25 protein-coding genes are annotated in these 25,993 nt (G+C 36.2%); 11 read left to right on the top strand and 14 right to left on the bottom strand.

Going from position 1 to position 25,993, the window contains the following annotated elements:
- The first annotated feature begins 2 nt into the window (after positions 1-2).
- The 5 genes from FG27_RS16735 to FG27_RS16715 all read left to right on the top strand — a co-directional run bounded on the left by FG27_RS16735 (position 3) and on the right by FG27_RS16715 (position 4,562).
- Positions 3-908 carry a ParB/RepB/Spo0J family partition protein gene (locus FG27_RS16735; RefSeq protein ID WP_037321144.1) on the top strand — a complete coding sequence of 302 codons (906 nt, stop codon included), beginning with the start codon at positions 3-5 and terminating at the stop codon, positions 906-908.
- Complete coding sequence (locus tag FG27_RS16730; RefSeq protein ID WP_081912639.1) at positions 898-1,497, top strand: DUF5683 domain-containing protein; 600 nt, start codon at positions 898-900, stop codon at positions 1,495-1,497. The genes FG27_RS16735 and FG27_RS16730 overlap by 11 nt, the downstream gene beginning before the upstream one ends.
- A gap of 14 nt (positions 1,498-1,511) precedes the next feature.
- The gene (gene dapB / locus FG27_RS16725; RefSeq protein WP_037321140.1) at positions 1,512-2,234 is read left to right on the top strand and encodes a 4-hydroxy-tetrahydrodipicolinate reductase; all 723 of its coding nucleotides are present in this window, start codon (positions 1,512-1,514) and stop codon (positions 2,232-2,234) included.
- 102 nt (positions 2,235-2,336) lie between these two features.
- On the top strand, positions 2,337-3,911 hold the full coding sequence (lepB, locus tag FG27_RS16720; protein ID WP_037321139.1) for a signal peptidase I: 1,575 nt from the start codon (positions 2,337-2,339) through the stop codon (positions 3,909-3,911).
- Complete coding sequence (locus FG27_RS16715; protein ID WP_037321137.1) at positions 3,912-4,562, top strand: WbqC family protein; 651 nt, start codon at positions 3,912-3,914, stop codon at positions 4,560-4,562.
- Here FG27_RS16715 and FG27_RS16710 read toward each other — a convergent pair.
- From FG27_RS16710 to FG27_RS16680, 7 genes are all read right to left on the bottom strand, one after another.
- The gene (locus FG27_RS16710; RefSeq protein ID WP_037321135.1) at positions 4,552-5,577 is read right to left on the bottom strand and encodes an endonuclease/exonuclease/phosphatase family protein; all 1,026 of its coding nucleotides are present in this window, start codon (positions 5,575-5,577) and stop codon (positions 4,552-4,554) included. The genes FG27_RS16715 and FG27_RS16710 overlap by 11 nt on opposite strands.
- Entirely contained in the window at positions 5,578-6,489 is a 912-nt protein-coding gene (locus FG27_RS16705; protein WP_037321133.1) for a rhomboid family intramembrane serine protease, read from the bottom strand.
- Entirely contained in the window at positions 6,489-7,232 is a 744-nt protein-coding gene (locus FG27_RS16700; RefSeq protein ID WP_037321130.1) for a rhomboid family intramembrane serine protease, read from the bottom strand. The genes FG27_RS16705 and FG27_RS16700 overlap by 1 nt, the downstream gene beginning before the upstream one ends.
- On the bottom strand, positions 7,233-9,101 hold the full coding sequence (mutL, locus tag FG27_RS16695) for a DNA mismatch repair endonuclease MutL (protein WP_037321128.1): 1,869 nt from the start codon (positions 9,099-9,101) through the stop codon (positions 7,233-7,235).
- Positions 9,102-9,395, bottom strand: a complete 294-nt coding sequence (locus FG27_RS16690; protein WP_156101252.1) for a hypothetical protein — start codon at positions 9,393-9,395, stop codon at positions 9,102-9,104.
- A 108-nt stretch (positions 9,396-9,503) separates the two neighbouring features.
- Entirely contained in the window at positions 9,504-10,001 is a 498-nt protein-coding gene (gene ribH, locus FG27_RS16685) for a 6,7-dimethyl-8-ribityllumazine synthase (protein WP_037321126.1), read from the bottom strand.
- Positions 10,002-10,003: 2 nt separating this feature from the next.
- On the bottom strand, positions 10,004-10,777 hold the full coding sequence (locus tag FG27_RS16680; RefSeq protein ID WP_037321123.1) for a tol-pal system YbgF family protein: 774 nt from the start codon (positions 10,775-10,777) through the stop codon (positions 10,004-10,006).
- 146 nt (positions 10,778-10,923) lie between these two features.
- Here FG27_RS16680 and FG27_RS16675 point away from each other — a divergent pair, with 146 nt between their 5' ends.
- From FG27_RS16675 to FG27_RS16660, 4 genes are read left to right on the top strand one after another with little or no spacing between them, the layout of a single operon-like run.
- Positions 10,924-12,003, top strand: a complete 1,080-nt coding sequence (locus FG27_RS16675; RefSeq protein WP_037321121.1) for a DNA replication/repair protein RecF — start codon at positions 10,924-10,926, stop codon at positions 12,001-12,003.
- Positions 12,000-12,425, top strand: coding sequence for a lipocalin family protein (locus FG27_RS16670; protein ID WP_081912638.1), 426 nt, complete (start codon positions 12,000-12,002; stop codon positions 12,423-12,425). Before FG27_RS16675 ends, FG27_RS16670 begins: the two co-directional genes overlap by 4 nt.
- Positions 12,418-12,714 (top strand): DUF721 domain-containing protein, encoded by a 297-nt coding sequence (locus FG27_RS16665; protein ID WP_037321118.1) that lies wholly within the window; start codon positions 12,418-12,420, stop codon positions 12,712-12,714. The genes FG27_RS16670 and FG27_RS16665 overlap by 8 nt, the downstream gene beginning before the upstream one ends.
- A 10-nt stretch (positions 12,715-12,724) precedes the next feature.
- On the top strand, positions 12,725-13,297 hold the full coding sequence (locus tag FG27_RS16660; protein WP_037321116.1) for a pseudouridine synthase: 573 nt from the start codon (positions 12,725-12,727) through the stop codon (positions 13,295-13,297).
- Here FG27_RS16660 and FG27_RS16655 read toward each other — a convergent pair.
- On the bottom strand, positions 13,294-14,817 hold the full coding sequence (locus FG27_RS16655; RefSeq protein ID WP_197051694.1) for an amidohydrolase family protein: 1,524 nt from the start codon (positions 14,815-14,817) through the stop codon (positions 13,294-13,296). The genes FG27_RS16660 and FG27_RS16655 overlap by 4 nt on opposite strands.
- A 155-nt stretch (positions 14,818-14,972) precedes the next feature.
- On the opposite strand from FG27_RS16655, the gene FG27_RS16650 reads away from it, so the two are divergent.
- Positions 14,973-15,764, top strand: a complete 792-nt coding sequence (locus tag FG27_RS16650; RefSeq protein ID WP_037321114.1) for a HipA family kinase — start codon at positions 14,973-14,975, stop codon at positions 15,762-15,764.
- The gene (locus tag FG27_RS16645) at positions 15,742-16,125 is read left to right on the top strand and encodes a DUF3037 domain-containing protein (protein ID WP_037321112.1); all 384 of its coding nucleotides are present in this window, start codon (positions 15,742-15,744) and stop codon (positions 16,123-16,125) included. Before FG27_RS16650 ends, FG27_RS16645 begins: the two co-directional genes overlap by 23 nt.
- A gap of 87 nt (positions 16,126-16,212) precedes the next feature.
- On the opposite strand, the gene wrbA is transcribed toward FG27_RS16645, so the two are convergent.
- The 6 genes from wrbA to FG27_RS16615 form a co-directional block, all read right to left on the bottom strand.
- A complete protein-coding gene (wrbA, locus tag FG27_RS16640) occupies positions 16,213-16,815 on the bottom strand; it encodes an NAD(P)H:quinone oxidoreductase (RefSeq protein WP_037322417.1) in 603 nt (200 codons plus the stop codon).
- 86 nt (positions 16,816-16,901) lie between these two features.
- A complete protein-coding gene (ggt, locus tag FG27_RS16635; RefSeq protein WP_037321111.1) occupies positions 16,902-18,617 on the bottom strand; it encodes a gamma-glutamyltransferase in 1,716 nt (571 codons plus the stop codon).
- A gap of 250 nt (positions 18,618-18,867) precedes the next feature.
- Positions 18,868-19,434, bottom strand: coding sequence for a biliverdin-producing heme oxygenase (locus tag FG27_RS16630; RefSeq protein WP_051935909.1), 567 nt, complete (start codon positions 19,432-19,434; stop codon positions 18,868-18,870).
- The gene (locus tag FG27_RS16625; protein ID WP_037321109.1) at positions 19,424-19,975 is read right to left on the bottom strand and encodes a response regulator; all 552 of its coding nucleotides are present in this window, start codon (positions 19,973-19,975) and stop codon (positions 19,424-19,426) included. The genes FG27_RS16630 and FG27_RS16625 overlap by 11 nt, the downstream gene beginning before the upstream one ends.
- A 74-nt stretch (positions 19,976-20,049) precedes the next feature.
- Positions 20,050-22,263 (bottom strand): ATP-binding protein, encoded by a 2,214-nt coding sequence (locus FG27_RS16620; RefSeq protein WP_037321107.1) that lies wholly within the window; start codon positions 22,261-22,263, stop codon positions 20,050-20,052.
- A gap of 6 nt (positions 22,264-22,269) precedes the next feature.
- Positions 22,270-25,911, bottom strand: a complete 3,642-nt coding sequence (locus FG27_RS16615; protein WP_037321105.1) for a chemotaxis protein CheB — start codon at positions 25,909-25,911, stop codon at positions 22,270-22,272.
- Between the last annotated feature and the right edge of the window lie 82 nt (positions 25,912-25,993).

The following is a 25,993-nucleotide window of genomic DNA, read 5'->3' as shown; positions in this document are numbered from 1 at the left end:
AGATGGCGAAGGCAACAAAAAAACAAGCTTTAGGACGTGGACTTTCAGCATTGTTGAAAGATCCGCAAAACGATATACAATCTGCAGAAGATAAAAATGCCGACAAACTGGTTGGGCATATTGTTGAACTGGACTTAGAATCAATTGAGGTAAATCCGTTCCAGCCAAGAACCAGTTTTAACGAAGATAATCTTAAGGAATTAGCCTCTTCTATTAGGGAGCTTGGAGTGATTCAACCTATTACAGTTAGAAAACTGGACTTTAACAAATACCAGTTAGTTTCGGGAGAGAGACGATACAGAGCTTCAAAACTTATTGGTTTACAAACCATCCCGGCATATATAAGAATTGCAAACGACCAGGAATCTTTAGAAATGGCTTTGGTTGAAAATATTCAACGCCAGGATTTAGATCCCATAGAAATTTCACTTTCATACCAGCGTTTAATAGACGAAATAAATCTTACCCAGGAACAACTTAGTGAGCGTATTGGTAAAAATCGCTCTACCATCGCCAATTATTTACGACTTTTAAAATTAGATCCAATAATTCAAACGGGAATGCGAGATGGGTTTATGAGTATGGGGCACGGTCGTGCACTTATAAATGTTAGCGATCCACAAAAGCAACTGGATATTTACGAAAAAATACTTCAGAAATCCTTATCTGTTAGGGAAACTGAGCAACTGGTACGTGAAGTAAATGAAGGCGATAAAACTTCAAAAACTTCCAAGAAAACACCTGCCGTTCCTACTTCTTATAAAAAAGGAATTAAAGAATTTTCAGAATATCTTGGGACAAAAGTAGACGTAAAAGTCACTAAAAAAGGTTCAGGAAAACTAAGTATTCCCTTTACTTCTGAAGAAGATTTTATTCGGTTAAAAAAACTTATCCAGGGTGAAGATTAGTCAGGTATTTACGATGCTTTTCTTTTTGTTGTTTGTGATTTCACTAACTGCACAAGAAGACACTTTAATATCTGAAAACCCTAAAATTGAAGAAAGTATTTCAGAAGAATCAGAAGAAAAGGATTATAAACCTTATAATGCCCTGGCACCGGCTAAGGCTGCATTTTATTCCGCAATATTACCGGGTTTAGGACAGGCATACAATGGTCGTTATTGGAAAATCCCGCTCGTATATGCGGGAATTGGTACCGGAGTTTATTTTTATATAGCCAACGATAAACAATGGAATCGCTATAGGGACGCTTATAAAAACAGGCTCGCTGGCAGAGATGATGAGTTTACTATAAATGGTGACCAAAAAATAGCTGACGCTGCACTTATAAGAGCCCAGGAATTATATAGAAAAAATAAAGAAATTTCAATTTTAGTAACCGCTGGATTCTATATTTTAAATATAATAGATGCTAATGTAGATGCGCATTTGCAGCAATTTAATGTTAGCGAAGATTTAAGCTTACAACCAAATTTAGATTTTAATAATTTTACGGGAAAATCCCAGTATGGATTATCATTAAATTACAGATTTTAGAATAAAAAGCAAAAATGAAAATAGCACTTTTAGGATACGGAAAAATGGGTAAAACCATAGAAGAGATTGCATTAAACCGTGGTCACGAAATTGTTTTGAAACTCGAAGAAGATATAGATACATTCGAGATAGAGAAGATGGAGATTGATGTTGCCATAGACTTTAGTGTTCCAAAAGCAGCATATAAAAACATCACCACTTGTTTTAAAAATAAGATTCCGGTGGTTTGTGGCACAACTGGATGGTTAGATGATTATGAAAAAGCAGTGGATCTTTGTAAAAAAGAAGATAGCGCATTCATTTATGCTTCAAATTTTAGTGTGGGTGTAAATCTTTTCTTTGAATTGAATAAAACCCTTGCAAAAATGATGAATGGCATGGACGACTACACCGTAGAAATTGAAGAAATTCATCATACCCAGAAACAAGACGCTCCTAGTGGGACTGCAATTAGCCTGGCTCAACAAATAATTGCCGAAAACGACAAGAAGAACAACTGGCAGTTAGATCACGCTGAAGAAGATGAAATTCCGGTTAAAGCAGGAAGAATAGACGATGTTCCTGGTACCCATACCGTTTCTTACAAATCTAAAATAGATTCTATAGAAATTATGCATACTGCACATTCTCGCCAGGGGTTTGCTTTAGGCGCAGTAATTGCTGCCGAATGGATTAAAGACAAAAAGGGCATCTTCACCATGAAAGATGTATTAGCCAGTCAGCTAAAAAATTTATAGAAAACTATAAATGCAAAGAAATACAAGTAACAGAAAATTCCTAAACTCATTTTTTGAGTAACATTTTCTAAGTTTTGTTACTAATAAGCAAAGAATAAAAATATGACGTTTACACAATGGTTTCTGTTTTTTCTGCTGGTTCAGGTTATTCACTTTGCAGGTACCTGGAAACTTTATAAAAAAGCAGGTAGACATGCCTGGGAAGCCGCAATTCCTGTTTACAATGCTGTAATTTTAATGAAGATAATCAACCGGCCGTGGTGGTGGGTAATTCTTCTATTTATACCCATTGTAAACCTAATTATGTTCCCTGTAATTTGGGTTGAAACCATTAGAAGTTATGGGCGTCACAGTACTACAGACACCCTTTTAGCTATTCTTACATTAGGTTTTTATATTTATTATATCAATTATGCTACCGATGTAAAATATATTAAAGATCGTAGTTTAAAACCAAGAACAGCGGCCGGTGAGTGGATTAGCTCTATACTCTTTGCCGTAATTGCCGCAACTATAGTGCATACGTATGTCATGCAGCCATTTACCATTCCTACTTCATCTTTAGAAAAAACCTTACTGGTTGGGGACTTCTTATTTGTAAGTAAGTTTCATTATGGTGCCAGGTTACCTAGAACTGCAGTAGCATTCCCCATGGTTCACGATACCATACCGGGCTTAGGAATAAAATCTTATCTAAACAAACCGCAAATTCCATATTTGAGATTACCGGGTTTTGAAGAGATAGAGCGCAACCATATTGTAGTTTTTAACTGGCCGGTAGATACCGTTAATGCATTTCAGCAATACGGCGATGGAAAATATTATTACAAACCTATAGATAAAAAGTCTAATTACGTAAAACGTGCGGTTGGACTTCCCGGAGATAGCCTTGAAGTAAGTGAAGGGAAAGTAATTGTAAATAATGAACCACTCCAACTTCCAGGTAGAGCAAAAACACAATTTACTTATATTGGAACATCGAACGGGCATGGTTTTAATCCTAGGTATTTATATGAAGAATATGATATTACAAATGGTTATTATCATAACCCTAATACCAATCAATTCTACATAAAAGCGCTAACAGAATCGGCTTATAATAGAATTAAGAACCATCCTAATGTAACGAGTATCGAAAGATATTCTGATTCTTTAGGATCAAAAGATCGCAGCATTTTCCCAAATAATGGAAAATTAAACTGGAATAACGATCACATGGGCCCAATTTATATACCCAAGGAAGGCGAAACAGTAGAACTTACTTCTGAATCTATGCCTTTCTACAAACGAGTTATCGAAACCTACGAAGGCAGCGAAATGGGTGTAAATAATAAATTAAGCCTAAACGGAACTCAGGTCTTATTAAACGGCCAACCCATAAACTCTTATACTTTTAAACAGAATTATTACTGGATGATGGGTGATAACCGTCATAATAGTGAAGACAGCCGTACCTGGGGATTTGTTCCTGAAAACCACGTGGTAGGTAAACCTGTTTTTGTATGGATGAGTTGGGATGCTAACGCACAGGGCTTTTTTAATAAAATTAGATGGGATAGGGTTTTTACAACCGTGAAAGGAGATGCAACACCCACCTCCTACCTCCCCTATTTCCTTATTTTAGTCGTAATTATTATTGCTTTCAATTACTTTAAAAAACGCAGGAAAAACGCTTAAATGAAAGAAATACTTATACATCCGGCCTATTTTGGGCCGGTTTCTCAATTTGTAGCGCTGGTAAAAGCAGATAAAGTTTTCTTTGAAAACCAAGACAATTATCAAAAACAAACTTATAGAAACCGGATGTATATTTATGATTCTAATGGGAAATTATTATTAAATATTCCTATCAGGCATCGCTCTACACTCACTGGAGAGCCTAAGGAAGCAGGAAAACACCAGTTATATAAAGAAGTTAAAATTGAAAACGATTTTGAATGGCAAAAGCAACATTGGCGTGCTTTAAAAGCCTCATACCAAACTTCTCCATTTTTTGAGTTTTATGAAGATGAAGTTTATCCCCTTTATCATACAAAATTCGAGTATTTAATAGATTTCAATTATGCCTGTTTGGAGTTTGTAACTGATGCCCTTCAGTTGGATCTGGAAATCAATAAAACTTCAGATTATATCCTTCATCCTCAAGATAAAAATGATCTCCGCTATTTAATTAAGGCTAAATCAGAACAAAAATTTAATCTTGGGCACTATACCCAGGTTTTCCAGGACAAGCACGGTTTTATATCTGATTTAAGTATTTTAGACCTGATTTTTAATGAAGGACCCAATAGTTTAAACTTTCTGGAAGAACAGGAAGTTAAATTTTAAACCTGGTTAAGATCGGGTAGTGATCAGAAAGTTCTACTTCAAACCTCTCAAAGTTCTTTATTTCTATTCTTTCCTCTAAGAGCATAAAATCTATACGTAAGGGAAATACAGTTAATTTAAAGGTCTCACCGAAACCTTTCCCGGAATGTAAAAATGCATCCTTAAACCTACCATTAGGATTTATAAATTCATAGATGTAAGAAAATGCTGTGTTATTAAAATCCCCGGCCACAATAGTCCTGTAAGGAGTTTTATTCACTTTTTCCATCAACATTTCTGCCTGCTCCTGCTGTAAGCTAAAGCCATAACCAAGGCGTCCCAGCAACTTTTTAGAATCTTCTCTTCGCAAGGCGCCAATATCAGGCTTTACATTAAGTGATTGAAAATGCACATTAAAAACACGAATCGTGTCTTCTTTTATCAATAAATCGGTATAGATGGCATTATTATTACCATCGTGAGGAAAATCTAAAGAAATTCTCTGGATTATTGGATACTTAGAAAAAATGGCAGATCCAAATTCAGAATTTCTTCCTTTCTTATGTACAAAATGATAAGGATAAATTTCTTTTAACTTCGTTTGGTCTACCGTGTGCTCCTGGGTGAGCAAAATATCAGGATCTTTTTCAGTTATAAAATTTGTAATTTTCTCAGGAATATTCTTTTCATCGGTCCAGCCGTAAGTATTAAACATTCTAACATTATAGCTCATAATGCTCAATTCCTCTTCAGAAGATTGCTTATTAGAACTAAACTGATAAAGACTTGTTACATAGTTATAACCGATAAGTAGAATAATTAAAGACAATAAAAACTGCTTCTTAAATCTTATGATCCAAAAAACCATAAAAACCAGGTTTATAAGGATTAACACAGGAACTCCAAGACTTAATACAGAAAGTAAGGGAAATGATTTTGGGGGAATAAAAGCAAGTAAATAAGATAATAATAATGCCGTTGCAAACAGTGAATTAATGATAAAGATAATTTTATCCAGAAGTCCGAGGTTTTTCATCTAATCTTCTTTACCGGCTTTAAAAAGAAAATCCTTTTCACTTTTGCTCAAACTATCATAACCACTTTTGCTTATTTTGTCTAATATAGCATCAATTTGTTTTTGCTTTTCATCCTTATCAAGTGTTCGGGAAAAAGTGGATTTACGCTCTGGAGCAGCTGATTTTTTATTTGTTTTGCGATAAACGGTTTTCATTTTAGGCTTTCGATCTGTGGTTTTAAATAGACCAGTAAAACTATCCATAATCTTTTCAAACCAGGCGCCAATATCGTTACCTTTTTGCAGCTGTTTGGTATAAACATAGCCCAAAGCCGCCCCACCAAGATGAGCCAAATGCCCACCGGCATTGCTCATAGGGATTTGAATGATATCCAGGGCTACTAAAAAAGCAGCAATATACCAGAATTTAATACTTCCAATTAAAAGTAGTCTAACCCGCATGTTGGGGATATAAGTTGCAATACCTACAAGAACCGCCATTACTCCGGCCGATGCTCCTATAAGGTAAGACCGTCCAGTAGTTTCAAAAGCGGGAAATAAATTATAACTTAACATATAAACCAGGGCTCCCATGATCACTCCCAGGAAGAAGAAATTGAGCAATCTTTTTGGCGAAAAATAGTTTAAAAAATAAATTCCAGAGAAATATAAAATAAGCATATTAGAAAGGATATGCCATATCCCACCGTGTAAAAATGAATATGTAATTATAGACCAGGGCTTAAATATAAACTCTCCCGGTTCTTTAGGAAAAACAAACCATTCCAATAAAAAATCTGATGGCAACTGAAATAAATAAGCAATCGTTCTAAATAAAAAGAACAATAAGAAAACCAGCACATTAATTGCGATTAGCTTCTCAACTACCGTTGCAGTTTGCAGTTTATATCTTAATTTATCAGATCCTTTCATCAATCCCAGCGATTTTGGTTAAACTGGTTTTTCTTCCAGTACCACATCATAATAAAGCCAAACAGTGCGCCACCAATATGTGCAAAGTGAGCAACACCTCCACCAAATAACGAATATCCTGTTAATCCTGAAAATAAATCGATTAAAATTAAAACAGGAATAAAGTATTTCGCTTTAATAGGCACCGGTACAAATAAAAGGAATAATTCTACATTGGGGAACATCATCCCAAAAGCAACAAGAATTCCGTAGATAGCTCCAGATGCTCCTACCGCAGGAGTATTCACACTTTGATATAAGTCCTGCAAAGTTTCTTTTGGCACCGAATCTAATATGGCTGTAGAATATTCACCGGTTTTGATCAATTGTTCTATACTTCCCATACTCATCCCGGCATCCAGCAAGGCATTATAACCGGTTTTAAATTCTATATAATTTACCAGCGTATGTAAAAATGCGGCTCCCAGCCCCGCAGAAAAGTAAAAGAAAATAAATTTCTTCTGTCCCAGCATTTGTTCAATAGGTCCACCAAAGGCCCACAGAGCATACATATTAAAAATAATATGCATCAGGCTGCCGTGCATAAACATATGGGTCACAAACTGCCACGGCATAAAATTCTCGCTTTCAAAAAACCAAAGCGCAAATAATTGATAAGCATAATCTCCAAGAAACTGGCTACCAACAAAAAAAATAATATTGATGATTAAAAGTACTTTTACAGTATCGGTAATTCTTCCCATTTACATAAATTTTTTATCCAGCTCGTCTACCGTTAAAGTAACGAAAACCGATCTGTTAGACGGGCTTAACCCAGGTTCTTTACAAGCAAACAATCGGTTAACGATATGTTGTTGCTCGGTATTGTTTAAAAGCGTTCCAGATTTTACAGCCATTCCTTTTGCCAGTGACTTTGCCAGCAAATCGGTTTGTGAAAAACCATTATCTGGCACATCGTTTTCAAAATCGGCAATAAGTTGTTCCAGTAATATTTCAACTTCGCTTTCCGAAATTAAAGTAGGAATTCCCACAATTTCTACGGAATCACTTTTTACTTCTGAAAATACGAATCCTGTTTGTTCCAGCGAATCTTTTAGCTCCTTTAATATTTCTACCTCGTGATTATTAAACTGAAGATTAAGCGGAAACAGCAATTGTTGGCTCACCGCGGCTGAAACGGTAATATTTTTCAGCATTTCTTCATAAAGTATTCTAGTATGCGCCCGGTGTTGGTCTATCACCAAAATTCCACTTTTAAGCGTACTTACTATATATTTTTTATGAAGCTGAAAGGTAGATTTTTCTTGTGAATCTTCCGAAGGTTGAAATAAATTTCCGGTTACTTCTTCACTTTCAAATTCAATTTCCCTAAAATCGCTATCCGGCTCGGGTGTATCTTCTGTTTGAAGGCCTGAATAAAGACTTTCCCAACTTTCGCTTCGTTCTCTTTTAAAACCGGAAGAAAAGGAATTAGAATTTGTTTTATGAGTTCGGGCATTTTCTTCCTGGAAAGGATTAAAATTGCGGTCTACCTCTACCTGCGGAACTTCTGCCGACCTATTTTTATAATCGTAGGGTGTATCAAGATTCGCATCCCGATCAAAATCTAAAACAGGTGCTACATTAAATTGTCCCAAACTATGTTTTATCGCACTTCTTAAAATAGCGTAAAGCGCATGCTCATCATCAAACTTTATTTCAGTTTTGGTAGGATGAATATTGATATCTATACTTTTAGGATCTACTTTGAGGAAAAGAAAATAACTGGGATAAGATTTATCTTTTAATAAACCCTCAAAAGCAGCTACCACGGCGTGATTTAAGTAAGGACTTTTTATAAATCGATTATTTACAAAAAAGAATTGTTCTCCCCGTGATTTCTTAGCAAATTCAGGTTTTCCAACAAATCCTGAAATTTCAACAATTTCAGTCTCTTCGGTTACCGGAACCAGTTTTTCATTGGTCTTTCCACCAAAAATATTTGTAATTCGTTGCCTGTGATTGGTTTCAGGAAGTTGAAAAAGTTCACTTCCATTATGAAATAAAGAAAAAGTAATTTGTGGATGTGCTAAAGCCACACGTTGAAATTCATCTATAATATGCCTTGTTTCTACGGAATCTGATTTCAGAAAATTTCTTCGTGCCGGAATGTTATAAAATAGGTTTTTTACACTTACCGAGCTTCCCTTAGGACAGACACAAACATCCTGACTGGTTACTTTACTGCCTTCAATTTTAATTTGCGTGCCCACTTCATCATCCCCGGGCTTCGTTTTTAATTCTACGTGAGCAATCGCCGCGATAGAAGCCAAAGCCTCCCCTCTAAAACCTTTGGTTTGTAAACTAAAAAGATCTTCAGCAGCTTTAATTTTTGAGGTAGCGTGACGCTCAAAACTCATTCGGGCATCGGTAAGACTCATTCCCTTTCCATCATCAACTACCTGGATAAGTGTCTTTCCGGCATCTTTAATCACTACCTGAATACTTTCAGAACCGGCATCAATAGCATTCTCTACCAATTCTTTCACAACAGAAGCTGGTCTTTGCACCACTTCCCCGGCAGCAATCTGGTTCGCTACATGGTCTGGTAAAAGTTGAATTATATCTGACATTTAAGGCTGATTGGAAAAGATAGACAGATCGAAGTCAATTATCCATAAGAAAATAAGCACCAGCACCATAATAATAATAAGCAAGCGCTTGTTGATTTCACGATTACCGCGTGTTCTACTGGATTTTCGTACTTCGGCCCATTGGGAACCAAAATCTATGGCGTTGGTAGTTTCTTTATACTTGCTGAATTTTGAATCAAAACTATAAATATTACCCGTGTCCTTCCCCTTGTAATAGCGAGGGGTGTAATTATAACGGGCATTCTTTCTTGGTTTATAAACTTTGAGTTTCAAAATATGCTGATTTTTCGTGGTGATCAAATTTACTCAAATTGCTTCAAAAACCGAAGCCAAAGAGTTTAAAAAGGAATCAACAAGAATAATGCCGATATATACCAGAAATTAATACCTGGCGTCCTGGCGTAGTTTTGCCATCTTAATAGCGGCAATAGCAGCTTCAGTACCCTTATTACCGTGTTTCCCACCACTACGATCAATGGCTTGCTGCATATTTTGATCGGTTAAAACGCAAAAAATAATTGGAGTATCGTTTTGAACATTAAGATCTTTAATTCCCTGGGTTACACCTTCACATACAAAATCGAAATGCTTGGTCTCACCCTCTATCACGCTACCTATGGCGATGATGGCGTCTAGCATATCAAAACTTTCCTGCATTTTTTTACAACCGTAGATGAGCTCAAAACTGCCGGGGACATTCCAACGAACAATCCTTTTTGGTTGTACGGCGTTTTCTATAAGTGCATTGTAAGCACCTTCATAGAGGCCTTCGGTAATTTTGTCGTTCCATTCTGAAACAACAATCCCGAAGCGAAAATCACTCGCATCGGGAAGTTTATTTTTATCGTAATCTGAAAGGTTATTTCCTGCTGTTGCCATAATTATTTTTTTGAAGCACGAGCCTGCCCCATGTAGACTGGTACCTTTTCCGCTTCAGGAGCTTCGGGATACTCATCTTTTAACTGCTGAAGGTACTGTTCTGCCTCTGCTGGCTGCCCTACCTCTAATGCGGTAATAGCTGCTTTTAGTAAAAATTTTGGTGTTGTAAATTCATTAGATCGCATTGAAGCCGCTTTATCATAGTAATCTAAAGCTTCTTCCGGTTGTTCTAATTGCATAAAGGCATCTCCTATTCCTCCCGTAGCTAAAGCTGCTAAAACTTCATCATCACTTTTAAAGTCTTCAAGGTAGTTAATAGCTTCCTGATAATTACCGGTGTTCAAATATGCGAAACCGGCATTGTAAGTCGCAAGGTTTGCTGCGTCAGTACTTCCGTAGTTATCTATAATATCAAGAAAACCATATTTACCTTCACCTCCATTTAAAGACATAGTAAAAAGTGAGTCGCGCTGCGCTCCAGAAGAGTTTAAGGCAGAAGCAAAATAATTTTGTGCCTGTGCCATTTCATTGGCTGCTTCTTCCTGTTTAGGTTCACTTACAAAACGTTCATAGGCCAAATAACCCAAAACAGCCACGATAGCCACACCAACAATAATATAGATGTACTTTTGATTCTCTGCTACCCAGGTTTCGGTCCTGCCGGCACCTTCATCCAGAGTGTTAAATACTTCAGCTGTTGTAGATTCATCCTCTACTTGATTTTGCTGTTCTTCCTTATTAGATGGTTTATATCCTTTTTTCTTGTAAGTTGCCATAAAAACTGTTTAATGCGTGGCAAAAATATGATTTTTATTCAAAATTAAAAGGGAAATTATTTGTATTTTTTTAATATTTTCGGGTCATTCGCTTTACTTTCAGAATTACATTACACAAATATCAAAAAGCTGAATAACAGCATTTTATGTTTTTAAAAAATCTCTCTTTAGTAAATTACAAAAACCTGGATTCGGCTTCTTTCGAGTTTGATACTAAAATAAATTGTTTTGTAGGCAATAACGGGGTTGGCAAAACCAACGTTCTAGATAGTATTTATCATTTAGCTTTTGGTAAAAGTTATTTCAACCCAATTACCAGTCAAAATATAAACCATGATGCAGATTTTTTTGTTGTAGATGGTCATTTTGAAAAATCAGAAAAAGAAGAACATATATTAGTAAGTGCCAAGCGAGGTCAAAAAAAAGTTATTAAAAGGAATAATAAAGCTTACGAAAAATTTAGTGATCACATTGGGTTTATTCCAACTGTAATTATTTCACCCGCCGATCGTGACCTCATTATCGAAGGCAGCGAAACCCGTCGTAAGTTTATGGACGGGGTAATTTCACAAAGCGATAATGTTTATCTAAATAAACTTATTCAATATGGAAAAATTACCGCTCAACGTAATTCTTTACTAAAATATTTTGCAGCAAACCGTAGTTTTGATCGCGATACGCTAGAAGTTTATAATCTTCAACTTAATGAACTTGGCCAGCACATCTTTGAGAAAAGAAAAACCTTTTTAGAAGAATTCATTCCTATTTTCAATAAACGCTATGCCGATATCACCAAAAACAAAGAACGGGTAGATATTAATTATAAAAGTCAGCTGTTTGATAGCAACTTAGGAGATTTACTTGAAGCAAACCTTCAAAAAGATATGGCTTTGCAATATACAAGCGTAGGTACCCATAAGGACGATCTAAGTTTTGAAATTGAAGGCCATCCTATTAAGAAATTTGGCTCCCAGGGCCAGCAGAAATCTTTTTTGGTTGCTCTTAAACTTGCGCAATTCGATTTTATAAAAGCGATTAGCAAGGTAAACCCTATTCTTTTGCTCGATGATATTTTCGACAAATTAGACGAACAACGAGTAGCACATATTGTAGCTTTGGTGGCCACAGATCAACTAGGCCAAATTTTTATTAGCGATACGCATGCTGACAGGACTGAAGCCGTGGTAAAAAGCAGTAATCAAACCTATAAACTCTTTAAATTGTGAATAAAAAAATTCTTTTTTTCCTATGCGGAATCGTACTTTTAGGATGCCAAAAAAATAATCCTGAAGAACAATTGCAACATCTAACCGGCTATTGGGAAATTGACCGTGTAGAAGTTACTGAAGATTCGGTAGTAAACTATAAAGTAAATGCCACCATAGATTATATGGAGTTTGATGGCAATGAGGGTTTTCGCAAAAAAGTAAAACCTCAATTTGACGGAAGTTTCAAAACAAGCGAAGACAAAAAAGAGATCTCAGCAAAAATTGAGAACGATAGTTTAAACCTCTACTACAAAACAGCTTTCGACGAGTGGAAAGAAACTGTAATTTCAGCTGAAGAAGATAAATTTAGCGTACTAAATAGAGACGGAAAAATATATCATTATACAAAATTTACCTCCTTATTAGATGAAGATGAATAAGAGAAATAGTGAAAATCAAAGTTTAAGCGAAGTTTTGCAGGAATTTGTAGATCGCAATAAACTACAGGGCGGGTTAGATAAAATTAGTGTTAAAGATGTTTGGTATCGGGAAATGGGGCCCGCGATTCAAAAATATACTACAGGCATCAAACTTCAAAATGATACGCTTTTCGTGCAATTAAGCTCTTCGGTGTTGAGGGAGGAATTAAGTTATGGAAAAGAAAAGATCATTGCCATGCTAAACCGGGAATTAGGAAAAGATTTGATTAAAAAACTGGTTCTTCGCTAAATATCATATTGTGCATCGCCATTTCAAAATTTACAAACCCTACGGTTACTTAAGTCAGTTTATTACTAATGAACGCCCCAGGAAGAAAAAAAAATTGCTGGGAGACTTAGCCGAATTTCCAGAAGGCACAATGTCGGTTGGTCGCCTGGATCAGGATTCTGAAGGTTTGCTTTTTCTCACCACCAATGGTAAACTTAGCGCCAAAATTAACGGGAATAAAATTGAAAAAGAATATTACGTTCAGGTTGATGGGGAAATAACTCTGGAAGCAATCGAAAAGTTAAGACTTGGGGTAGAAATAAGCATAAACGGGAAAAGCTATGAGACGCTGCCTTGTGATGCTTTTGCCTTAAAAGAGCGACCAACATTTCCTACAAGAGCAAAGAAAATACGCGACGAACGCCACGGTCCTACCAGCTGGATTTCAGTAACACTAACCGAAGGTAAGTTCCGACAGGTCAAGAAGATGACTTCTGCTATTGGCTTTCCAACTTTAAGGTTGGTGCGTGTGAGAATTGGGAACGAAAAACTGGAAAATATGGCTGCCGGAGAGGTAATTGAGCTTCCTGAAGTTTCCTTTTAATTATGATTTTTCTTTAGCATTTCACCATTTCGCCCTTCTAAAAAATTCTCTTCTTGCTTTACTAATTTTCCGTTTACAAAAACAAGTTTAAAGCCTTTTGCTAATTGATGTGGTTCTTCGTAAGTAGCCGTTTCCCTAATTTCTTCCGGATCAAAAATCAGTAGATCTGCTTTGAACCCTTCCTTAATCAGACCGCGGTCTTCTATTCCAATAATTTCAGCAGAAAGTCCGGTCATTTTATGAACTGCTTCTTCCAGAGAAAAAAGTTCCTTTTCAAGCACATAAGTTTCTATCACTTTTGCAAAACTTCCGTAGCCTCGAGGATGCCTCATACTGGGACTCCCGTCGCTACAAATATTTACAAAATCATTTTGCACCAGCCTTTCCTGTAACTCTTCATCCACAATAAAATAAGCTCCACCGGCACCGTAGGGACCAATATCATCAATTAACACCTCTTCAAAAGTTTTATTTAATTCTTCAGAAATCTGCTTTAGATTTTTCCCTTTAAATTTCCCTGAACCAATTAACGTTGCTTCAGGCCCATTTCGCTGTGCTATTTTATTCCGAAGAAATTTTTCAAGTTCTTCTCTTCGGTTTTTAGCTACCTCTTGAAAATCGTTCGGTTTTTTCGCCCACTCGGGAAAAACTATAGCGATGCCAGTATAACTGGCGTTATAAGGATAAAGATCGGCAGTTACCATAATTCCAGAGGCTCTTGCGCTATCCAGTAATTTAAGTATTTCTTCCGCCCGTTTCTCCCCTTTTCCATAAACCGATTTGATATGCGAAACGTGAACCGGGCAAAATTCACCCTGTGAGAGTAATTCCCTAATTGAATTTTCTACCTTTACGTCATCCTCATTCCGCATATGGCTCATGATTAAGCCATTATTTTCTCCTACTATTTTTGCCAGTCTTTTTAATTCATCACTTTTAGAAAAATTCCCGGGGTTATATTCAAGTCCGGTAGTCATCCCATAAACGCCGGCATCAAAGGCTTTTTGCAGTAAACCCTCCATGGCTAAAAGACCATTTTCTTTAGGCAAAGTATCATAATTAACGCCAGAAAGTTGTCTTAACGTATTATGCCCAACAAACATGGCGATATTAGTTGCAGGTTTCATCTGCGCCACTTTATCGAACCAGGCTTCTAAATTCTCTTCTTTTGGACTATAACCGTCCTGCCCCAGGCTAATTGTAGTAACGCCCATTGCCAGGAAATTTTGAAAATTTGGAGTTTCCAGGGGATCTCCGTGAGCGTGAGAATCTATAAACCCCGGAGTTGCAATTAAGCCAGAAGCATCAATAGTTTTATGTGCCTTAAAATTAGAGTTTAAATTCTTATCAATTTTAGCGATTTCATCATTAAGAATTAGGATGTGAGCAGTATATCCATCATCTCCAGATCCATCGAGAATCATGGCATTCTTTATATGTAAATCATATTGCATAGAATCATTATTCTGCGCCAGGATAAAGCAGGGAAGCATTAAAAATAGATAAGACCACAATTTCATAAACTAAGATTTGTTTCGATTCCAAATTAAGAAAATTATAGATAAACTTATTGACCATTTATAGTCCTTTGATTTATTTCTAAAAAATCACCACTGCTATAATTTATATTTCTGAATAGTTCCATAAACATTAACTTTGATGCTTTATAACAACTATGAAAAAAGCTGAATTAAGAACAGTAACGGTTACGCGGTATATTACCCCGCTTAGAGAAGGCGGCTCCCTGCCTGCTCTTACCGAAGCCGATGATGATTTTAAATATGTACTTAAATTTAAGGGGGCTGGCCACGGCGTAAAAGCCTTAATCGCCGAACTATTAGGAAGCGAAATTGCCCGAGCTCTTGGCTTTAAAGTGCCGGAGCTTGTTTATGCAAATCTAGATGAAGCCTTTGGAAGAACAGAGGGCGATGAAGAAATTCAGGATCTATTACAGGCCAGCCAGGGCCTAAACCTTGCCTTGCACTTTCTATCGGCTGCGATTAATTTTGATCCTGTGGTTACTGAAGTTGATGAATTTGAAGCTTCAAAAATTGTTTGGCTAGATGCTTTTATTACCAATGTAGATCGCACCTATAGAAATACAAATATGCTTATTTGGCATAAAGAATTATGGCTTATAGATCACGGCGCATCTTTTTATTTTCATCATTCCTGGACAAATGTTGAAGAAAAAGCCAAAACCCCTTTCAGCTTTATTAAAGATCACGTTTTATTGCCAAGGGCCACTAAATTAAAGGAAACCGATGAATTTTGTAGAAAACATATTACGCCAGAGAAAATTAGAGAAATTGTATCACTAATTCCTTCTGAGTGGTTGCAATGGCAAGATACCGAAGAAACTGAAGAAGAGATAAAAGAGGTTTACGCGAAGTTTTTAATTACCCGCCTCGCACATTCAGAAATTTTTCTAAAAGAAGCAGAGAATGCAAGAGAAGCACTTATATGAATATGCTGTAATTAGGTTGGTACCTAAAGTAGAACGTGAAGAATTTCTAAATGTGGGAGTTATTCTTTTCAGTAAGCAGTCGAAGTTTTTAAAAGCTTTATTTGAAGTTGATGAAAGCCGTTTAGGTATTTTCTGTAAAGATCTGGACAAAGATGAAATTTGTACTAACCTGGATTCTTTTAAAAAAGTATGTGAAGGAAATAAAAATGGAGGGCCAATTGCGCAATTAGATATGCCTTCTCGATTTAGGTGGCTTACTGCCGTTCGCAGTTCAATAATTCAAACTTCAAGACCACACCCGGGAATGACCAACGATCTCGATAAAACCCTAAACCGACTTTTTAATGAACTTGTTTTATAATAAATTGTTTTGAAACATAAAAAAACGCCATTACGATCGCTAAAAAAATCAGGATCGCAATGACGAATATTTTTTTTGGCTAACTAATTAGCTGTTAAACTTAGAAGCCATTTCCACCGTTCTTGTTACCTGGTGTTTTACTGCTTTTTTAATATTATCTCCAGGGGTACTTCCATCAGCGGTGACACTTATTCCGTAAGGATTTCCTCCGGCTTCAAACAAACAAGGATCTGTATATCCTGGAGCAACAATAATAGAACCCCAGTGCATCACTGTTTTATACAAAGAAAGTAAGGTGGCTTCCTGCCCACCATGCGGATTGGCTGCACTAGTCATCCCACTAACTATTTTATTAGCTAATTTACCGCTAGACCAAAGTCCACCGGTGGTATCGAAAAAAGACTGAAGTTGTGATGGCAAGTTTCCATATCGGGTTGGAGTGCTAAAAATAATAGCATCTGCCCATTCGAGATCATCAAGACTTACGGTTGGGAAACCCTTATTATCCTCAATATACTTTTTCCAACTTTCATTTTGATTAATAGCCTCCTGAGGGGCTGTTTCCTGAACTTTTTTCACTCTTACTTCAGCTGCTCCAGCCTCTTTAGCAGCTTCTCCTGCCCATTGTGCTAGTTGGTGATTTGTTCCTGTGGCACTATAAAATATCACAGCTACTTTTGGTTGACTCATAATTTTTCTTTTAAAATTGATTAATTTTTTCAATTAAAGATAAAACAAATCTGCGCCAATAGTTTTAAGGTTATTATAAAATTCAATTAATACCCTATCGCCCTTCCGTCATAACTACGGGAATCGGCAGCGCCGTAAATATGATTATTAGCAACATCAATATAGATTCCCATCGCCTGGCCTTGATTTCCACCTTCATAAACTTCATGCCCCATCTCTTCATAAATTCTTTTGGTATCGGGCGAAATTCCCCAGTACTCAAATCGGGTTTGGTCTGGAAGCCATTGGTGATGAATTCTTGGCGACTCGATAGCTTGAGCAATATTCATTTTATAGTCAATAGTATTAACGATAACCTGAAGTACAGTATTTATTATAGTTCTCCCACCCGGGCTACCAATTACCATAAGAGGTTTTCCGTCCTTTGCTACAATCGTGGGCGTCATACTCGATAGCATGCGTTTTTCAGGAGCTACTAAATTAGGAGCGGTTCCAATTAATCCACGGGAATCTGTATAGCCGGGTATGGGATTAAAATCACCCATTTCGTTATTTAAAAGGAAACCAGCCCCTTCTACCGTTATTTTGGAGCCGTAGCTATGCTCTAAAGTATAGGTTAAGGATACCACATTTCCATCTTTATCTACTACAGAAATATGCGTGGTTTCCGGACTTTCGTATTGTAAGTGCGCATTATTAAAATTTGCTGAATCACTTACCGAAGCCTTTTTCACCTCGATACCGCCGGCCAGGTCTTTTGCATATTCTTTTGAAATTAATTTAGCTATAGGCATTTCTGCATTAAAATTTGGATCTCCCAAATGTAAAGCCCTATCTGCATAGCCTCTTCGCATTGCTTCCGTAAGTAAATGTAAAGATGCAGCCGAATTATGCCCTGAATTTTCAACATCAAAATTCTCTAAAATATTTAGCATTTCTATAAGCGCAACACCACCGGAACTAGGTGGTGGCATAGAAATAATTTCGTGCCCACGATAAGTACCGGTAACGGGTTCTAATTCTTCTGCTTCATATTTGGCAAGATCTTCTTCGGTAATAAGTCCGCCGTGTTTTTTCATATAATCAGCAATCAATTTCGCGGTTTTTCCTTTATAAAAACCATCGGCACCGTTTTCCTGAATTCTTTTTAAAGTTTCAGCCAACTCTGGCTGCTTCCAGGTTTCCCCCGGTTTATAGATTTCTTCCCCATTCTTTAGAAAAGCTTTAGCAGTAGCCACATATATTTCTTCATTCTTGTGATCTTTAACCCAATTTAAAAACCAATTCATATTATGAGTAGATTCAAATCCGTTTTCGGCTAAATCTACTGCAGGCTGCAAAAGCTCTTGCCAGGACAAACTCCCCATTGTTTGGTGCGCTTTATAAAGCCCCGCCACAGTACCGGGCACCCCTACCGAAAGTAAACCTTCATGGTTGGAATTTTCTTTAATCTTACCGTCTTCTCCCAAAAACATGTTCGGGGTAGCAGCTAAAGGTGCTTTCTCACGAAAATTAAATGTAGTCTTATGCCCGTCGCTACCGTGATAAACCAGGAAACCGCCTCCACCAATATTACCTGCTGAAGGTAAAGTTACAGCCAGCGCAAAAGCTGTAGCAATACTGGCATCTACAGCATTACCGCCTTTTACCAAAACTTCTTTACCAACTTCTGAAGCCAGATAATGGCTGGTAACCACCATCCCTTTTTCGCCCATAACCGGAGTACGACCGGTTTGCGAAAATGCAGGGAAATAAAAACTAATCGCCAAAAACAGGCAAATCAAGGATTTTATCTTTCTCATAATAGATTCAAACTTAATAATAGATTAAAAACGATTTTCAACAACAAAGAGTAACTTAATACCTATCAAACTCAGTTTCAAAATACATACTTTTGAATAAACTACTTCAGAAAAAACCCGGTAAATATTTTATAAGGAAAACATTTTGATCAAGGTATTCAGATTCCTCTGGACGGATTACTATCCGCATTATCAGGTAAACCTAAATAAAAAGGCGCGACAAACAAGTAAGAAAAAAAATAAATGGATATTAATTATATTGGGGAATTACTGAGGTTTCTTTAAAAACCAGTCCGAAGAATTCAAAGGTTTCCCTGGCTTTTTGCGAAGCTTCCTGTTTCTGAATTTCTGAAAAATCTTCAGCTTTTAATTCTTTTACAAATTTATTCCAGGATTTCACACCATCCCTTTCGCCATTAAAGAAATGAGGTTTCTCTATTTCATTTAAGGCAGGGCAATTTGGAAGTTCTTTAGAAATATAAATTCCACCAAGCGCTGAGCCTAAAACAACATAAGATGCACCTAAAGCTTCTTCGTAAGAAGTTATTTTGAATTTGCCGTTGAACTTTTCAGCAATACTTGTTTCTACATTAAGATTGTGCAGATCTTTTGACAATTGATCGGTTTTATCCGATTGATATGATTCAAGATATTTAGCTATTTCAGTTTCGGTAATTTTATAGGAAATATAATTTTGAAGCAATAAAAGTTTATAATCTTCCAGGCTTATTTCGTGTGAAATAATCTGGCTGGCAAGATTTTCTTTTTCCAGGTTCTCGTGTAATTCCTTTGTGGCGACTCTAAGACTATTCAGCATCAATATTGAATTTACCTAGATTAGTTCTAATTTTCTCTATATTCTCACGCTGCTCTTTATCATCTGCCTTCATATTATCTAGATAGCTATAAATTTGGTGAACAGCAATTTTATTCTTTCGTATTTGCTCTCTCAATTCCTCGTGCTGCACCATATTATAAACCACTTGTTTTAAAAGTGGTTCTAATTTTTCATTAAGAACAGGCATGTGCTTTTTAAGTATAAACCCTGAAGCGCCAGAAAGAATAGTATCTGCAGCCAACTCATCGTCATCTAATGCTCCGGTTATAAAAATTAGTGGAACATTTTCATCAATAGATTTTACCGTTTCCATCACATCCAATCCTGTCCCGTTAGGTAAGTTATAATCTGAGATCACTAAATCTGGTAGGAAGCTGGTAAAAAGCCCTTCGAAAGCAGGAAAATCTTCAGCTACTTTTATCTCAGAATTTTCTACGATTTTGGAAATTTGTCTTTTGATTAAAACCGCATCGGTTTCTTCATCTTCAACTAATAATATACGCAATGGGGTTTTGATCATTCTTCTTAGGTTTATACAAAAATACTAAACTAGATAACGCAAAAAACCTTTTATCGCAAAAGGCAGGCCGTATTTTATAAGTGAAAGAAAAAAGTACTTCCTTTTTCAGGTTCACTTTCAACCCAAATTTTACCATTGTGTTTTTCTAAAACCCTGGCAACTATAGTAAGACCAACACCACTACCTTTAAAATCTTTTTTAGAAAACCGGGAAAACATATCAAAAATTCTATCTTTTTTGTTTTCTGCAATTCCAATTCCGTTATCTTTTATGTAGAAAACATCCTTATTATCCTGAGTAATGCTCCCTATTTCTATACTGGGATTTGCGGTTTGCTGCGAGTATTTTAAAGCATTTCCCACCAAATTGCTCCAAAGCTGAAAGATCATGCGCCTATCCCCATAAGTGTCTGGTAAATTATCCTGAATTTTTAATTTCGTTGTCGGGAAATTACTTTTAATATTAAAGCTTAGTAAAAGCTCCTCTAATACTTTATTAGTGTTGAAATTTTTCTTCTGAATTTCGCCACCGGTAACTTTTGCGAAAGATAGAATATCATCTATAATTCCTTCCATCTTGCCAGAAGCCGTTAAAATAGTATCAATAGTTTCTGAAGCTTCAGCAGAAAGTTCTTTATCAAAATCTTCTTTTAAAATTTGAGCATAACCAATAATACCGCGCAATGGACTGCGCAGATCGTGAGAAACACCATAACTAAAAAGTTCCAAATCTTTATTGGCTTCAACAAAATTTTGGTTTAAACGGCTAATCTCTTCTTTTTGTTTTTTAAGAATAAACTGATTTAAATTCTCTCTAAAAGCTTTAGCAGTTTCAATATCGTAATCCTGCCAAGAACTGGAAATTCCGTCTAATTTCTCCGTCCATTTCTCAAAAGATTTTCTCGGACTTAAACGTTGCTTTTCTTCGTTATAAGAAATTTTATTATTAGGATCGCCACCCCAACTCACTGTTTCTGAAACTTCTGGTCTAAACCATATTACAAAACTATCTTTTGCCTGTCCTAATTTAAAACTCAATATTCCTGAAGCCAATTTTTTAAACTTTTCTGCTTCTGGATATTGACTTTTAAGGCTTTTAGTCGTGAAAATAGTTTCCTCTTTTTCAGCTAAAAAATCACATAATTGCAAAATTTCAACTTTGGTAGGCGTATTGCCGAAAAGTGCGATTTCATTTTCCAAAACTACAGCACCTCCACCACTTTCAATAAGTGAGGTAAATGAAACTTTAGCTTCTTGAAGACCGAGTACCAGAGTGTTTTCAATATTTAGGTCTTCCAGTATTTCTTCTCGTAATTCGGTACTTTCATCCAATTTTTTATTAAAAATACCTGTTTGGATAGAAGATATATTACTAGAAAAAACCTGTGTTAAGAATTTACAGGTTTCACGTTGAAAATAATTAATGAATTTAGCCGAATAATGATGGCAGGCCACCAAACCCCATAGTTTACCATTTACAATAATCGCTGCGGTTAAAGAAGCTCCAACCTTCATGTTTTGTAAATATTCAATATGAATAGGAGAAACTCCGCGCAATTCAGATCTGGAAAGATCTAATGGCATATGGGTTATGGGAGAAATTTCTGGCGTAATTGGAACAGGTTCATAATTAACATCTGAAATTATTCTAACCTTATGTTTTAAAAATAAATTCCTGGATTGTGCCGGGATATCGCTAGCAGGATAATGCAAATCTAACCAGCTCTCTAAATGGGGTTCCTTTTCCTCAGCAACTACTTCTCCGTTCCATTCTTCATCAAAGCGATAAATCATTACGCGATCGTAATCGAAGATATTCTTCATTAATCTGGCTGCTTTATTGCAAAGAGCGTGAATAGTTTCCACAGCATCCAGACCGTTAATTATGGTAGTTAACTGTTGCTGAAAATGCATAGGATCCCAAAAATCACCGAGAAGTTCAAAATCCAGAATTAGATGTTCTTCAGATAAATGTGGCATCATTACAAAGAACTTCTTATTAATTTTAAGTTCCTCAGCACTGAAGTTGGATTCGCTGGAAATGGTCTCGTTTATTCTTTGAAAAGCAGTTTCTCCAATTAAGGCTTCGATAGAGGTATTTAAAACGTCTTGATGAACAACTCCAAAAAATTTGGAAGTATTTTCAGACGCCTGAATAATTTTAAATGTTTGGGGATTAACCGCAAGGATAACTCCGTGAGCCTGTGCTTTTCCTATTAAATGAATTGGTTCTTTATCACAGTTTCGAATATCTACTTTTTCTGGATAAGGAAGCTGCTCTGAGCTCATAAACGGCTATGCTTTTAATTTAAAATAAAAAGTACTCCCCACTCCAACCTGGCTTTCTACCCAGATAGTACCCTCGTGTAACTGCACAATTTTTTCAACGTGCGCAAGTCCCACTCCCGTACCATCGTTTCCATTAGTTTCCTTAACGCGGTTAAAGATCGTGAAAATATTCTTTTTATCTTCTTCTGAAATCCCATAACCATTATCGGTAACAGAGAATACCCAATGCATACCTTCTCTATACGCTGCAATACGCACATCTGGATTTCTCTCTTTTGGTGTGTATTTTATGGCATTACTTATAAGGTTCTGGAATAGTAGTCGCAATTCTACTTCATGACCCATAATTTTTGGAAGTGTCCCGGCGTTTACTTTGGCGTTGGTATCTTTGATTCTTTTGCCGAGATCATATTTCACAACCTCCACAACTTCTTTAATATTAACCAGGCTTTTTTCTCCGTGACGACCAATTCTTGAATGCTCTAGCAGGGCTTTAATTTGCTCGGAAAGCCTGGTAGATGCATCTTTAATATATTGAATATAATTCTTTCCTTTTTCGTCTAATTTAGTTGAATATAGTTTACCCAAAACGTCACTACCAAATTTAATAGTAGAAAGCGGTTCCTGAAGATCGTGAGAGCAAATTGAGACAAATTGTTCTAAATCTTTATTGGCTCGTTCTAAATCTTCTCGCTGCTGTTTTAATTTATTTTCAGCTTTTTTCAATGCAGAAATATCTACACAGGTGTACCTTATGGTCACTAATTTACCATCCAAATCTTTCTCTGCAGTGGCATTCAGGATTACAGGTAACAAATCTCCCGAAGCAGTAAGAATCTCCTGTTCCATATTTACTATAGTGCCACTATTTTTAAATTCTTTATTTGATTTTAAAGCTCTTAGCTGAGAATCTTCATTATAGAGATCAAGTATAGGTTTATCTATTAAATCCTCTTTAGACTCATAACCCAGTTTACTAACAGCCATTTCATTGCATTGTACGATAAGCTGGGTTTGTGGATCTACACTTATATGAATTACAGGATCTTCTTCGTAAAAAGATTTAAAACGTTTTTCACTTGCAATTAAACGCTCTTTAGAGCGCTGCAATAGTCCAACATCTATAAAGGTCACTACCACTCCATTAACCTCATCTTTAGAATTTTGATAAGGCGAAATTCTCCTTAAATAATGAGAACCATCTTTAGTCATTACCTGCTTTTCCAGAATTTTCCCAGTTCTAAGAACGCGTTTACATCGGGTAATAAGATTACTCTTACCCATACTTGAAGTAAAGTGTTCTATAGGGCGCCCTTCATCTGAATCTATTAAATTAAAATGTCGCTGAATTGCCGGTGTAAATTTTCTTATTTTCAAATCTTCATCCAGGAAAATCACTCCAATTTCGGTGCTTTCCAGCAAGTTGTTCATATCAGAATTTAATGCAGCAAGATCTTCTACCTTTTGAAGGTTTTCAGCATTCACTGTATTAATTTCTTCATTTACACTTTGCAATTCCTCATTAGTACTTTGTAGTTCCTCGTTAGAAGCCAGCAATTCTTCATTTGCCGCTTGAAGCTCTTCATTACTGGTCTCAATTTCTTCCATAGAAGTTTGCAGCTCCTCCTTGGTCTCTTTAAGTTCGTCTTCAAGATCTGCTACATATTCTTTGGTGCGGTTAGTAAGGCTAAGTTTTTCCAGCGTATCAACCTCTTTTAAGTTTACTTCTTTCTCTATAAAAGTAATCACGAAACTCGAGTTGGCATCTTCGGTTTTTTGTTGATATGGTTTTACAATAATATCTACCGAACGCTGCTCTTCATGATGTTCAAAAGAAGCATCTTTATACCTCACCTTTGAATTACTCTTTTTAGCTTTTTTTAGGGTGCTTTGAATAATATATTTTAGATCGCTTCCCATCATATCTAAAAGATTTACTGAAAAGCCGCTAATTGGTAAATTGGCATATTTTCTAAACTCACCAACTGCCTGCAAAATATTGAAATCTTTATCTACAAAAACACTGGCGCCTCCAAAGGTTTCCAGAATTGTTTCATTAAGCTCCTCTGTAAGTTTAGTTTTTAGTGGGTTGGTAGCTTTTTTGTAAGAAGGGCGCCTAATTTGACGCAAACCTGAGGTTAAATTATTTGAAGTGGTAGCTTGCGAAATATTTGAATCTAATCGCTTATCTGAATTTTCATTCTGATAAATTTTTGCTGAACGATTTATAACTTTAAAATTATTTTTCTGAGAAGACACATTTTCACTGGTTCCTAAAACTAATATTCCTCCAACTTTTAGGGCATATTGCAGGAAATTTAATGCCTTATTTTGAATTCCGGGTTGAAAATAGATCAGTAAATTTCTACAGGCCACCATATCCATATTATTAAATGGTGGATTTTTAATGATGTTATGCCTTGAGAAAACCACCATTCGGCGTACTTTGTCTACTACCTTATACCCATCTGGTTTACTAATAAAATACTTCAGCAACAAATCTGAATCGATATCGGCTACAATACTTTCCGGATAAAATGCCTCACTACCTATATTCAGGTGCTTTTGAGAAATATCGGTGGCAAAAATCTTTAAATCTACACTTTTTCGTTGCTTTTCAATTTCTTCATTAATACACATCGCGAAAGAATAAGCTTCTTCCCCACTGCTACAAGCAACGTCCCATAGTTTTATAACTTCTCCATCCTTCTTTTTTTCTACCATTTTAGGAATTACTTCCTCTCTTAATATTTTCCAGACTTTCTCGTCTCTAAAAAATTTGGTAACCCCAATTAGGAATTCCCGATGAAGTATTTCTATTTCCTCTTCATTTTTAATTAAAAACTCATAATAATCAGATAGGCTATTGCATTTACAAACATTCACCCTTCTTGCAATTCGTCTTGCAAGTGTGGCATGTTTATATTCTCTAAAATCAAGACCGGTTTTTTCATCTACAAAGCGAAGAATTTTCATGAGTTCGCTTTCATTATAATTTAAATCGCCATCTTTAAAATGAAAGACTGAAGGAGAATCTATAAAATTTATAAGTTCTTTGGCCATTTTAGAAACGGGTATCACATAATCAACCAGGCCTGTATTTATAGCGCTTTGTGGCATCCCGTCAAACTTAGCTTCTTCAGGATCCTGCACCATAATCATTCCATCCCGTTCTTTTATTGCTCTTACGCCCCTTGTACCATCACTGCCGGTTCCACTTAAGATAACCCCTATAGCCTTCTCTTTTCTTTCCTTTGAGAGTGCTTCAAAAAACATATCTATAGGCAAGTTTAAACTCTGATTTTTTGGCTTTTCAACAAGGTGTAGTTTATTATCTGAAAAAGTGAGGTTATTTACCGGCGGAATTAGATAGATGTGGCCTTGCTTCATCTTCATACCGTCTTTGATCTCGAGAATGGGCAGATTGGTATTTTTCTTAAGAAGTTCTCCCATCATACTTTTATAGTCTGGAGAGAGATGTTGTATAACTACATACGCATTCTTATCGGTTTCGGGTATGCCTTCAAAAAAAGACTTTAATGCTTCCAAACCACCGGCACTTGCGCCAACAGCTATAACACGCGGTTCATCAGTTTTAAGCTTATTCTCCAGCTCCGAGGTAGAAAGGTAGTTATTTACTTTTGTCATTTAGAAATGATTAAGTCAGTCTTAAATAAAGATTAAAAATGGTAAAGTTCAAAAATATAAGATTAATCATAAAAATATGAAC

This window comes from Salegentibacter sp. Hel_I_6 (assembly GCF_000745315.1).
GTDB lineage: Bacteria > Bacteroidota > Bacteroidia > Flavobacteriales > Flavobacteriaceae > Salegentibacter.
The sequence above is the reverse complement of the archived record's forward strand: the minus strand, read 5'-3'. Positions and strand labels throughout refer to the sequence as shown.